The organism is Streptomyces sp. JK94 (assembly GCF_053613315.1).
This window is the reverse complement of sequence record NZ_JBSICH010000036.1, coordinates 33,599-46,755: the sequence shown is the minus strand read 5'-3', so window position 1 is coordinate 46,755 and position 13,157 is coordinate 33,599. Positions and strand designations below refer to the sequence as shown.

Genomic DNA, 13,157 nt, shown 5'->3' with positions numbered 1-13,157 from the left:
TACCACCGTGCCCTGCTCAGACACGGCGTCGGCCGCCAGACGGGCCCCGACTTCGCGAATGGGCGCGTAGGCACACCCGCCGGTGCTGCCGGGCCCCACCCTGCCGCCCTCGGTACCCCACGCTCGCGTCCGTCCCGTGGGCCGTCGGTTCAGGTGGCAGCGCCTGCTGCCGCCGCTGGTGGCGCTGACGGTCAGAGTCGGCCTCTTGACGGTCGGGGTTGTGGCGTCGGATCCAGCAGTGGGCCAGCAGTCAGTTGACGACGGTCTCCACCAGGGTGCCTGTTCGGTCAGCAACCAAGTTGATCTTGCCGTGCCGGTATAGATGCGGAGGTGTGATCTCTTCCCGTACAACCCTGGGTAAACGTCGGGTTCCTCACATGGCCTTCCGGAACTTGGCGTGTTGTTGTCCGTTTCCTGCCCGTTGACCTGGCGTTCTGTTGAGGCGTTAGTTACCCCTGGCTACTTTGTAAATCTTGTGGGTGGGGTGTGGCGGGGATGTGGACCCGGTTGCGGGATGGGCGGGGAGTGGGGCCCGGGCCAAAGGGCCGTGCAGGGGAACCTGGCGGAAGACGTGGACGTGGTCGCTGTGCCAACGCGGGCATGACCGCGGTGGTGTGTGCGGCGGTGCTCGCGGCTCTCCTGCCTGGTCCGATGGCCTATGCGGCAGGTGACGAGCCGCCCGCCTCGCCGTTGTCGGACGGGCAGAAGGCTCTCGAGCAGGCGCAGGAGACCGGCCAGCGGGTGGAGGTGACGGGGGAGCGGACGGAGCGGACCACGGTGTTCGCCAACCCCGACGGCTACACGTTCACGCTGGAAGAATCGGTCGTCCCGGTGCGTGTGCCGGCGTCGGACGGTGGCTGGAAGGCGCCGGACGCGACGCTGGAGAAGCGGTCGGATGGCACGGTGGGCCCGAAGGGTGCTGCCGTGCAGATGGTGTTCTCCGGCGGTGGTGACGCTGCCCCGCTGGCGCGGATCGAGGACGAGGGCCGGTCCCTGGCCCTGAGCTGGCCGGGCCAGCTGCCCGCCCCGCGTCTGGACGGCTCCAGCGCTGTGTACCCGGAGGTTCTGCCGGGTGTCGATCTGCAGGTCACCGCGACCCCGGAGAGCTTCCAGCACGTGCTGGTGGTGAAGACCCCCGAAGCGGCAGCCAGCGAGGAACTGGAGAAGCTCACCTTCGGTCTCAAGACCAGCAACCTCACGGTCCGTGAGGGTGCGGCCGGTAACCTGGCTGCTCTCGACGGCAACGGAACCACCGTGTTCAAGGCGCCACCGGCGCGGATGTGGGACTCGGCGGGCCAGGACGCCACGGGCGGCGCGCAGCCCCAGCTGCTGACCGGGGACGCCGCTGGCACCGATGATGGCACTCAGACGGTAGAGCCGTCGGATCCGTCGGAGACGGCGCCGTCCGGGTCGGGTCTGGAGCCGGGCCAGGGGGACACCGTGGCCCGGATGGACGTCGAGGTCGGCAAGGGCAAGCTGTCGGTGATCCCGGACGCGGACATGCTGACCGCCACCGACGAGTCGGCGTTCCCGGTGTTCATCGACCCGACCGTGACGTGGGGAGAGTCGGAACGCACCCTGCTGCGCAGCGACGGCTACGAGTCCTACGGCTGGGGCAACGGCGACGACGGCCACGGCAAGGGTGCCGGCAAATGCGGTTCCTGGTCCGGCTACTACTGCGGCCCGGGCTATGTACAGAAGCTGTACTTCGAGTTCTCCCCTGCCAAACTCGCGGGCAAGAAGGTCCTGGACGCCACCTTCCGGATTACGGAGCCGTGGGCGTTTCAGTGCGATCCGCGCTGGGTGGACCTTGTGCGCACGAACAACATCTCCTCGTCCACCACCTGGTCCTCGCGTCCCAAGGAACTGGACTGGATGGTCGACCGGTGGGTGTCAGCCGGCCGCGGCTCACTGTGCGACCCCGATTCGCCGGACGCGCCGATCGAGTTCAACGACAATCCGGAAGAGTCGAACGAGAACCTCACGCCGACGGTGCGGGACTTCGCGGCCGGCAAGTTCTCCCGGCTGACCCTCGAAGTCCGCGCTCACGATGAGTCGGACACCTCCGCCTGGAAGCGGTTCAAGAACGACGCCGTCCTCGCGGTGGACTTCGTCGGCCTGCCGGACAAGCCCACCGGCGTCGGCCTGCAGGGCGGAGGATCCAGCACGACGCCGGTGTGTGAGCCCAACGCGGCCGATCCGGCGATCGTGTCGTACCCGGAGCCGACGCTGAAGGCCACCGCACAGACCAAGTCGGGCGGCGACGAGGACGCGCAGCTGCGGGTCTACTTCGACGTCGATGTGCAGAACGCCGACAAGACCTGGACGGACGTCGCCCCGGGCAATGGTTCCCTCAGTCCTTCCACGGGCTACGTGGCGGACAACCGGGCGCTGTCCCTGAAGTGGTCGAAGCTGGCCGACGGCAAGCTGTACCGGTACCACGCGTGGACGTGGTCGTACTACGGCTCGAGCCATCTGAGCAGCACCGCCTCCGACGGTTTCTGCTACTTCCGGATCGATACGACCCAGCCCAAGGCCCCCCAGGTCACCATCGGGGCTCCGTACAGCGAGTGCACGACCAACGCCTGCGCGGCCGGAGGCGGACCGGGAACGCCCGGCACGTTCACCTTCAAGCCCGCCTCGGGGGACACCAACACCGTTTACCAGTACAAGCTGTCTTCCGCATCCGCCTGGTCCGCCGAGCTGAAGGGCGCAACTGCCTCGGCGAAGATCACGCCTGCACGGGCCGGCCTGCACCGCGTCTATGTGCGGGCCAAGGACACCCTCGGCTGGGGCTCCCAGTCCGTGGTCGACTTCCTTGTCGCGGCCGGTGACAAGCCCATCGGCAAGTGGCACTTCACTGAGACGAGCGGAACCGCGGTGGACTCCGCCACCACGGACGGCCGTGACGACGCGAGCCTGGCCGGGAGCGCGGTCCGGGACAACCGAGGCCGACGCGGAGTGATCACGCACAACGCGGACGACGTCCCGCTGGAGACACCGGTCACCGACAAGGGGATGGCGCTCAACGGGAGTACCGGATACGCGACCACCAGCACACCGGTGGTGGAGACCCGGGCCTCCTACACCCTTTCCGCCTGGGTCCGCGTCGATACCGGCGTCAACCACACCATGACGGTGCTCGGCCAGATACCGGACAACCCCAGCCCGTTCGCGAAGAAGTACACCCCGTTCGGCCTGTCCTACGCCGGCGGCGGAGCCAACACCTGGAGCCTGAGCGCACTGGACGCCGACGGAAACCTCCACAAGGCCACCGCCCCGCAGGCCACGCCACGCGGAGTATGGACCCACGTCGTGGGCGTACACGACGCCACGAACAAGGAGATCCGTCTCTACCTCAACGGGAAACTGCAGGCCACCACCGACTCCGGGACCCCCTGGCAGACGACCGGCGCCCTGCAGATCGGCCGGGCCATGTGGGCTGATGCCCCCACCGACTACTTCGCCGGCTCCATCGACGAGACCACAGTGTGGCAACGAGCCCTCACACCTGCGGAGATCAGCGACGAGGCACGTCCGATGAACTCTCCGAACCGCGCTGCCGTCGAACTCATCGCGGACTGGTCGGCCGACCGCGCCAGCGGCAGCACCGTTCAGGACACCACATCCGGCTACGGCAGAACACTGACGCTGGCCGGCGGCGCGTCGCTGGACGGGGAAGCGATCGTCCTCGACGGCGTGGATGACACGGCCACCGCCTCGGGGCCGCTGGTGGACGACACGGGTTCATTCACCGTCACCACGCTGGCGGCCCTGGACCCGGAGAAGCTCGCCTCCAAGCCGGTCGGCTACACCGGGCAGGTCCTGGGCCAGCGCACCGCGGACGGTTCGGCATGGGGAATCTGGTACAAGCGGACCGGCAGCACGACGGTGTTCGACGAGGAAACGCTGGAGGAGAAGACCGTCCCGGAGGGCTACTGGTACTTCGGCCGGCTCAACACCGACGGCACATTCAGCGCGGTGATCTCAGAAGAAAGCGCTGCTCTGGACGGCATGGTCCGCCTGACCGGTGTCTTCGACACCCGAGAAGGCACGATCAGCCTCTACGTCGGCAGTGTCGCCAACGGGGACACCCAGGCATTCACCGCGAAGATCGGATCGGGCGATTTCGCTGTGGGCACGGGCTTCACCACCGGTAAGTGGCAGCACTACCTGCCCGGCCGCGTGGGCGAGGTACGCATGTGGGCCGGTGCGATGGCCACCTCCGAGCAGGTCGGCGAGACCGTGGGCGACTGACGGGTGACCGGTGAGGACAGCCGCAGGCCGGCTGTCCTCACCTGACGACGACATGCCAGTCGCGGCTGTGGTCGGTGAACGACGTGCGGGACCTTTTGATTCAGGAACTGGGTGGGGCGAGAACGATGATATTTGGCAGAGGCACATCAAGGAGGCGTGGAAAGGCCCAGCGCCGGACGGGCCGTCTGCTGGCGCAGTCGCTGGCCTTGGCGCTGATCGTGCCCACCGGCCTGGCACAGGTGGCTCAGGCCGCCGGCCCGGATGGCCTGGGCCGCCCCGATGTGCCCAAAACCCCGGTCACCAAGGTCAAGGCCTTCGACGGGCCCGGGGCGAAGAAGGCACGCGCGAAAGTTGACAAGGAACGCAAGACCAACGCGGAGCAGGCCAAGCACGCGACGACGGACCGCAAAGCCGACTGGCCCAAGCGCGGTACCGCGACACTTCCGCTCAAACCCGGCGCTGAACGCAAGGCGGCGCCGGGCGGGGTCCCCGTCACCCTGAGCCCGGCAGCCGCACCCGCTTCACGCTCCGCATCGTCTGCTGCCGCGGCAGCGGGCCAGGCCCAGATCACGGTCCTGGACCAGAAGACGGCCCGCCGTGCTGGCGTGATGGGCGTGCTCCTGACGGCCGCAGCAGACATCCCCGGCGCAGCAGACGTCCAGGTCGACTACAGCGGCTTCGCCTCCGCGGTCGGCGGCGGCTGGTCCCAGCGCCTGCGCCTTGTGCAACTGCCGGCGTGCGCGCTGACCACCCCGGACAAGCCGGAGTGCCGCAAGCAGACCCCGCTGGCATCCGACAACGACCTCAACGACCAGACCGTCGCGGCGAAGGTCCGCCTGGATAAGGGGAACAGCGGCGCGTCCACTCAGATGCTCGGCGAGTCGGGCAGTGCCGCTTCCGGTGCGACAGTGCTGGCGGTCACCGCTGCTTCGGCGGGTGCGGGCCAGTCACCCAAGGGCGCGGGGGACTACTCGGCGACGAAGCTGTCGGAGTCCTCGTCCTGGCAGGCCGGCGGCAGCTCGGGCTCCTTTACCTGGTCCCACGACTTCACCATGCCGCCCGCCGCGGCAGGCCCAGTGCCGCCCCTGTCCCTGTCCTACGACTCGGGCAGCGTCGACGGCCGCACCGCCACCACGAACAACCAGACGACAACGGTGGGTGAGGGTTTCGCGCTCACCGAGTCCTACATCACCCGCACTTACGGCTCCTGCGACGACGACGGACACGACGACGTCTTCGACCAGTGCTGGAAGTACGACAACGCACGCTTGGTCCTCAACGGCAAGTCGACCCGCCTGGTCAAGGACGACGACAGCGACAAGTGGCACTTGGAGAATGACGACGCTTCTACCGTGATCCGCTCCACCGGAGCGGACAACGGCGACGACAACGGCGAGTACTGGACCGTCATTACCGGCGACGGCACCAAGTACGTCTTCGGCAAGAACAAGCTCGACGGCGCCGACACCCAGCGCACCAACTCGACCTGGACCGTTCCGGTCTTCGGCGACGACTCCGGTGAACCCGGCTACAGCGGCGGTGACGCCTTCGCCGACCGCGCCCTGACCCAGGCCTGGCGCTGGAACCTCGACTACGTCGAAGACACCCGCGGCAACGCGTCCACGTACTGGTACACCAAGGAATCCAACTACTACAAGAAGAACAAGGCCACCAAGGCCAGCACCTCCTACACCCGCGGCGGCTACCTCAACCGCATCGAGTACGGGCTGCGCCAGGACGCCCTGTTCACCGACAAGGCCGACGCCAAGGTCACCTTCACCTACGCCGAGCGCTGCACCGCATCCGACTGCGCCAGTCTGACCAAGGACACTGCGGAGAACTGGCCGGACGTGCCGTTCGATGCGATCTGTTCCAAGGACGACGACGAGTGCAATGCGGCCGGTACATCCTTTTTCACACGTAAGCGGCTGACCGGCATCGACACCTTCTCCTACGACGCCACCAGCAGCGCGTACGACCCGGTGGACTCCTGGGATCTGACTGGGCAGTACCTGGACGGCGGTGACATCGGCGACAGCTCCGACCAGGTCCTGACCCTGAAGTCGCTCAAGCGCACCGCGAAAGCCGGCGACACGGCCATCACGGGCGACCCGATCGCGTTCACCTACCAGATGCGACCGAACCGGGTCGACGCCACCGACGACATCCTGCCTCTGACCCGCCCCCGGATCTCCACCGTAACCTCCGAAACAGGTGCGATCACCGAGGTCACCCTCTCGTCCCCGGAGTGTGTACGCAGCGAGGTCCTGGACGCGGCACCGGACACCAACACCCGCTCCTGCTACCCCCAGTACTGGCACATCAACGGCGCCGAGAACGCGGCGATCGACTGGTTCCACAAGTACCGCGTCAGCGCCGTCGGCGTCCACGACCCCGCGGCCAGCAACCCGGCCGTGGAGCACGCCTACTTCTACAGCGGCGCCGCCTGGCACCACAACGACGACCCATTCACTCCGAAGGACGAGCGGACTTGGTCGGACTGGCGCGGCTACCGCCAGGTCACCGCCTACACCGGCGCCGCCGGCGGCATCCGCTCCAAGACCGTCTCGCTCTACATGCAGGGCATGCACGGCGACAAGAAGAAGGACGGCACCACCAAGTCCGTCACCGTCCCACCGCTGCTCGACACGGACGTCGACTTCTCCGCCCCGTACGACAGCGATCGGTACAAGGGAAGCCTGCGCCAACAGGTCACCTACAACGGCACCCAGCCCATCAGCAGCGTCTTCAAGAACTACACCTACAAGAACACCGCCACCCAGACGGTGCCGGACGCCGCCGACCACACCGCCCTGTGGGTCCGCAACTCCTCCACCTACACCAGCACCTACCTCACCGGCTCCAAAACCTGGCGCACCCACACCACCGGCCAGAAGTACGACGACCTCGGCATGGTGTACGCCGCCGACGACTGGGGCCAGGCCGGCCTGAGCGGCGACGAAACCTGCACCCGCACCTGGTACGCCCGCAACGCGGACGCCGGCATCACCAGCCTGGTCTCCCGGACCCGCACCGTCGCCAAGACGTGCTCGGTCACCGACGCCAGCCTGAACCTGCCCGCCACCAGTGCCACCTCCGGTGACGTCCTCGCCGACACCGCGGCCGTCTACGACAAGGCCGACGCCACGACCTGGCTGGCCACCCAGAAGCCCACCAAGGGACAAGTCACCTGGGCTGGTCGCGCCACCGGCTACACGGCCACCGCCAGCGGCGACGGGCAACGGCTGCCGTCCGGCTGGCAGACCACCGCCACCACCACCTACGACACCCTGGGCCGCCCGCTGGCCGTCACCGACACCGCAGGACGCACCACCTCCACCGCCTACACACCCGCCGACACCGGCCCCCTCACCAGAACGCTCTCGACCGACCCCAAGGGCTACCGCTCGGTCACCTATCTCGACCCCCGCCGCGGCTTGGCACTGCGCAGCTACGACATCAACTCGAAGAAGACCGAGCAGCACTACGACGCGCTCGGCCGGGTCACCGAGGTGTGGCTGCCCAACCGCTCCAGCGGCAGCCAAATCCCGAACATCAAGTTCACCTACCACCTCGACAACACCAAAGCGTCCTGGGTCTCCACCTCCACCCTGACCAACAAGGACACCTACACCACCAGCTACACCCTCTACGACGCCCTGCTGCGCCCCCTTCAGGCCCAGTCGCCCACCCCGCAGGGCGGACGGCTGCTGACGGACACGCACTACGACACCCGCGGCCTGGCCTACGAAACGTTCGCCGACATCTTCGACAGCGCCAGCACCCCCAACGGCACCTACACCCGCGCAGAGTACGGCCGCGCCCCGACCCAGACGGAGACCGCCTTCGACGGCGCCGGCCGGCCGACCACCAGCACCCTGTACGTCGGCGGCGTCAAAAAGTGGGCCACCACAACCAGCTACACCGGCGACTCCACCGCCACCACGGCCCTCGACGGCGGCTCCGCACAACGCACCATCACCGACATCCGCGGCCGCACCACCGAAACCCGCAACTACGCCGGCGAAAGCCCCGCCGACGCCGACTTCGGCACCGGCCCCGGCGCCAACTACACGTCGACAGAATTCACCTACGACCTCGGCAACCGTCAGAAGACGATCACCGGCCCGGACGGTGCCACCTGGTCCTATGGCTACGACCTGTTCGGCCGCCAGACCAGCGCCGACGACCCGGACAAGGGCAAGGCAACCACCCAGTACAACGCTCTCGACCAGATCACCAAGGCCACCGACTCCCGCGGCAAGTCGGTCGTGAGCGCCTACGACGAGTTGGGCCGTCCCACCGGCACCTGGGCCGGATCGAAGACGGACGCGAACCAGCTCACCGGCTACACCTACGACACCCTCCTCAAGGGCCAGCCGACCTCGACCACCCGCTACATCGGCGGCAAGAGCGGCGCCGCCTACACCAAGACAGTCACCGCCTACGACAGCATGGGCCGCGCCACCAACACCGAACTGCAACTGCCCACCAGCGACCCGATCGTCAAGGCCGGCCAACCGGCCACGCTGCCCTTCGAGACCCACTACAACATCGACGGCACGCTGAAACAGACCAAAGACCCGGCCCTCGGCGGCCTGCCAGCCGAAACCGTCGGCTACGACTACAACGACCTCGGCAACCTCACCGAGATCGGCACCTACCTCACCAAAATCGACTACTCGGCTCTGACCGAACCACAAATGCTTACCATGGGCACCGGCGAAGACCAGGTCTACATCGCCAACCGCTATGAAGAAGGCACCGGCCGCCTCACCCGCAGCTACACCCAGGACCAGACACACCCCTACCAGCTGCAAGACCTGAACTACAGCTACGACCAGGCCGGCAACGTCACCTCCATCAGCGACCCCACTACCCTCGGCGGCACCAGCAGTGCCGAAACTCAGTGCTTCACCTACGACGCCCACCAGCGGCTCACCGAAGCCTGGACCCCCGCCTCCCAGAAGTGCACCGACCCCCGCAGCGCCACCTCACTGTCGGGCCCGGCCCCCTACTGGACCAGCTACACCTACAACACCGCGGGTCAGCGCACCACCGAAACTCAGCACACCAGCACCGCCACTACCAAGACCACCTACTGCTACACCAACAAGGACCAGCCCCACACCCTGACCGGCACCACCACCAAAACCGACTGCACCAGCCCCGAGCACACCTACACCTACGACACCACCGGCAACACCACTAAGCGCCCTGGCGTAGCCGACAACACCACGCAGGACCTGGCCTGGTCGGAAGAGGGCAAACTCACCCGGCTCACCGAGGATGACCAGTCCACCGACTACCTGTACGGCGTCGACGGAACTCTCCTCATCCGCGCCACCGAAAACGGCGAGCGCATCCTGTACGCCGGTTCCACCGAACTTCACCTTCGTGCCAACGGCACCACCTGGGCCCAGCGCTACTACGCCGCCGACGGCGTGACCGCCGCCCTGCGCTCCAACCAGACTGGCACCAACAAGGTCACCTTCCTCGTCAGCGACCACCACGGCACCTCTAGCCTGGCCATCGACCGACTCGACCAGCAGTTCACCAAGCGTTACACCTCCCCTTTCGGAGAAACCCGCGGCAAGCCCAAATACGGCCCCTGGCCCGATGACAAGGGCTTCTTGGGAAAAACCCGTGACACGAACACAGGCCTCACTCACATCAGCGCCCGTGAATACGATCCCGCGACCGGCCAATTCATCAGTGTCGACCCCCTGCTCGAACTCGACAAGCCACAGACCCTGAATGGCTACAGCTACGCTGCCAACAACCCCTCGACTCACTCGGACCCGACCGGGACAAGGCTTGCCGATTGTGAAGGCGGCTGGAACGAATGCGGACCTGGCCCTAAGCCTAGTAGGGGCGGCGGCAACAGCGGTGACGGATCACCTGGAAATGACGGCGACTCAGGAGGCGGCGAAAAAGCTGACGAAGTATTTTCCATCGTCATCGTTCAGGGAAAGCCGAAGAGCGAAGGAGGATGCAACGACTGGGGATTCCTTTCTGACATCTGTAAGGGCGTTGGGGAGTCGTTCTACGGGCTCGTCAGTAACGCCCCACATATGGCCGAATATTTCGCCTGGCCATTTGATGAAGACTGCAGAGGTGACGGCGGCGGGCCAGGAACACCTGGCTGCGACTATGGCTCCCAATTCGACAACTGGATCGCAGAAGAGGGCGGCTACGACAACAGTAGCGACTCCTACCAAGTACCTAGCGCCCTGGCGGCGATCTTCGGTGGCCCGGCGTGGCGTAGCAAGAACAAGCCCTATGCCGGAACCCTCGTAGGACCCACCACCAAGAAGACACACTGGGCCGAAGTGGAAGTGCGCAATGCAAAGGGGGAATTGCTCAACGCATATACCGTCCGCAGTGGAAGTCAAACTCCCGAAGAAAAGGCTCTTGGGTACCCTAGAAATGCTGCGGCGAGTCACACTGAGGCTCGAGTGACTAGAATGTCCGGCGCAACACCGAAGGTGCAGATCGGCAACGACCGCTACGCGAACCTGACCCCGGTAAATCCCGGCGACACTGTGGCCATTTACGGAACCAACCCTGCCTGCACCGGGTGTCAGGCATCCATGAGGAGCGCAGCACAAGAGACTCGTTCCACCTTCTTGTACATCACGCCAGACGGGAAGACCTGGAGCAGTGCAGAATGAGCGGCATGACAAGTAGCGCGCAGTGGGTAGTCAGGGTCACGGTGGTGACCAAAGATGAGGACTGTTACACGGTAGGCATGGCCGAAGACGATGAGGGCGAAGGTAGTTACCTGACCCTTCAGTCCGGCGTGAACGATCCCGACGCGCAACAGCGTCAGCTGGGGTGGGACACCTACTGCGTGATGAACGAGACAGGCGCTGTATGTTACGGGGGTATTGAGAGGGCCTCTGTAACCAACCAGAAGATCTTTTTTCGGTTCAGCCCGGAAGCTGCAGTCGAGTTGTCCCTCGCCGATGAAGACCTTGAGCTCGAACTCCACGCGGACGCGGACGTAGAGGCTCTGAGGAGCGGGTTGCGCACTGTTCTGACGTACGGAGACAGCCGAAAGAGGCCGACCGTCCTGGACGTTTGATCAGGGTCTTTGGTGCGGCGACCTGAAGGCGCTTCTCTTCAGATCGCCGCACCGATGCGTGCAGTTTCGGCAGGTACGGGTTGATGAAAGAGAGGAATTCAAGCCCTGAAGCCGTCCCTGGCGAGAGAGGGCCGCAGTAACCCGACTTCTCTCGTCGGATCAAGAAAAGCCTCTCACCTCTTTTTCGAGTTCCGCCTTGTTTGCCCCCACTACTACGTTAGCCTGTCGCACGCCATCTTTGAAGAAAATGAACGTCGGAAAGGCGACGACACCAATCTCGGCACCGACTTCTTCAAACTTCTCGATGTCAGCTTTCACGAAAGTGATATGGGGTGCTTCGTTGGCAAGCTGCTCGATGGTCGGCTCAATGAGGCCGCATGCCCTTGAAAAGGGGGAGAAGAAGTTCACTACGACTCTAGTGTTGCTGCTCAGCGTGTGGTGAAAGTCGCTGGCATTCTGAAGCTCTCTAATCATTACCATCCCTGTGTAGACCAAGGGCATGTCAGTCGCTGTCTAGACGCCCCTTTTTTGTGCTTAGCCTATAGGGTGACACTCCCAAGTAGGCACAGGCCTGGTCGGCCCCAGTCGCCGTGTGAGACGTGACATGCGCTTCGGACCCGCCGGAACGCGACGGACACGGCAAGTCCCCCAATTTACCTGCGGGCCGGGACATCCTCAGCCTGGCAGCTGGCCCCGGCTTCCCACCGTCGCCTGCAGCACGGTCCGAGCGAGGCCGAGCGGGAGCAGCGTGCTGTCGAGGCGGCCCGCGAGATCGGCATCGAGTACACCGAGCAGGTGCAGCAGGTCGGCCAGGACGCCTGGGCAAGGGTTCGCGCCCATCAGGGCGGCGCCGCCGCGTGAACCTGACGGCCGTCCTGGACCACACGGCTCTGGCCGCCTTGTACCGCGCGGACTCCTTCTTCACGGGCCTCTACATCGAGGCCTCGCGCGGCACCGGCCGTGTCCTCATCCCCTCCCTGTCCGTGCTCGCTGCCGAACGGCAGGTTGCGGGCGCCGGCCAGCACGCGGCATCCCTGCGGTTCGCGGAGAACGTTCCGTTCGCCGCGGCGCACGCGGTGGACGCGATGGACTGGACAAACGTGGACTGGCCGGTGGCCCACGCTGCTGCGATCGCCTGGCACGCGGTCAAGGCGGGGGAGCCGCTCACCGTCCTGTCGCTGGAACCCAAGCTGTACGCGGGTACGGGCATCACTCCACTGAACCCCACCTGACCCGCGCCGCCTCAAGCAAGGGGCTGTTTCCCGTGGGAAACAGCCCTCTTCTGTGGTCAGCGCCCGGTGTGCAGTCGTCCCCGCGCCCGCGGGGGTCGGCGGCCGCCGACAAGCCGGTCATCGACCGCAGCGGTACGTACCCCTCGGTGGAACGGCGTCAGCCGCCTCCCCGCCGTCCGGCGGACCAGGGGCTGTCGCTGCTGGCCGCCGCACCGTCGGCGAACCCTGCCCGCGCCTGGCCGCTGGTCTCGCCCGCGCTGCTCGGCGGTCCGCGGTCCCGCCCGCCGGCGAAGGGAGGGCAGGTCAGTCTGGGGCTCGTCCTCGCACGTCTGGGTGGGGCTTGAGGCCGGTGGGTATGGGGGCGAGGGCTGGCCTCGCTTCGCGTGCGGCGCCGTACGCGGGTGCGGGTCGTGGACAGCAGCAGCGGCGCTGAGTCCCGGGTGGCTCGGGCCGTGACGGGAAAAGGGCGGGAAGTGTTGGCTGGGGTCGGTGTGGGTGCCGCCGTGAGGCCGTGGCCGGCCGCACGGCTGGGTGGCCTCCCGCCCGCTGAGGTAGACGTGCGGCGCCGTGGTGCTGCACGG

6 protein-coding genes are annotated in these 13,157 nt (G+C 66.3%); 4 read left to right on the top strand and 2 right to left on the bottom strand.

Going from position 1 to position 13,157, the window contains the following annotated elements; translation table 11 throughout:
* The first annotated feature begins 651 nt into the window (after positions 1-651).
* The 3 genes from ACVV2G_RS27505 (at position 652) to ACVV2G_RS27495 (ending at position 11,344) form a co-directional block, all read left to right on the top strand.
* The gene (locus ACVV2G_RS27505; RefSeq protein ID WP_453845458.1) at positions 652-4,257 is read left to right on the top strand and encodes a laminin G domain-containing protein; all 3,606 of its coding nucleotides are present in this window, start codon (positions 652-654) and stop codon (positions 4,255-4,257) included.
* A gap of 125 nt (positions 4,258-4,382) precedes the next feature.
* Positions 4,383-10,931 carry an RHS repeat domain-containing protein gene (locus ACVV2G_RS27500; protein WP_453845523.1) on the top strand — a complete coding sequence of 2,183 codons (6,549 nt, stop codon included), beginning with the start codon at positions 4,383-4,385 and terminating at the stop codon, positions 10,929-10,931.
* A 5-nt stretch (positions 10,932-10,936) separates the two neighbouring features.
* The gene (locus ACVV2G_RS27495; protein ID WP_453845457.1) at positions 10,937-11,344 is read left to right on the top strand and encodes an Imm10 family immunity protein; all 408 of its coding nucleotides are present in this window, start codon (positions 10,937-10,939) and stop codon (positions 11,342-11,344) included.
* A 159-nt stretch (positions 11,345-11,503) separates the two neighbouring features.
* Here ACVV2G_RS27495 and ACVV2G_RS27490 read toward each other — a convergent pair whose 3' ends face one another.
* Both ACVV2G_RS27490 and ACVV2G_RS27485 read right to left on the bottom strand, forming a co-directional pair.
* A complete protein-coding gene (locus ACVV2G_RS27490; protein ID WP_453845456.1) occupies positions 11,504-11,845 on the bottom strand; it encodes a thioredoxin family protein in 342 nt (113 codons plus the stop codon).
* Positions 11,846-12,019: 174 nt separating this feature from the next.
* Positions 12,020-12,184, bottom strand: a complete 165-nt coding sequence (locus ACVV2G_RS27485; protein ID WP_453845455.1) for a hypothetical protein — start codon at positions 12,182-12,184, stop codon at positions 12,020-12,022.
* 17 nt (positions 12,185-12,201) lie between these two features.
* Between ACVV2G_RS27485 and ACVV2G_RS27480 the strand changes: the two genes are divergently transcribed.
* Positions 12,202-12,576 (top strand): PIN domain-containing protein, encoded by a 375-nt coding sequence (locus tag ACVV2G_RS27480; RefSeq protein ID WP_453845454.1) that lies wholly within the window; start codon positions 12,202-12,204, stop codon positions 12,574-12,576.
* The last annotated feature ends 581 nt before the right edge of the window (positions 12,577-13,157 follow it).

Excerpts from the sequence above, each read along its gene's own strand:
- ACVV2G_RS27505 (WP_453845458.1), top strand. The coding sequence starts at position 652 with ATGGCCTATGCGGCAGGTGACGAGCCGCCCGCCTCGCCGTTGTCGGAC.
- ACVV2G_RS27500 (WP_453845523.1), top strand. The coding sequence starts at position 4,383 with ATGATATTTGGCAGAGGCACATCAAGGAGGCGTGGAAAGGCCCAGCGC.
- ACVV2G_RS27495 (WP_453845457.1), top strand. The coding sequence starts at position 10,937 with ATGACAAGTAGCGCGCAGTGGGTAGTCAGGGTCACGGTGGTGACCAAA.
- ACVV2G_RS27490 (WP_453845456.1), bottom strand. The coding sequence starts at position 11,845 with ATGCCCTTGGTCTACACAGGGATGGTAATGATTAGAGAGCTTCAGAAT.
- ACVV2G_RS27485 (WP_453845455.1), bottom strand. The coding sequence starts at position 12,184 with ATGGGCGCGAACCCTTGCCCAGGCGTCCTGGCCGACCTGCTGCACCTG.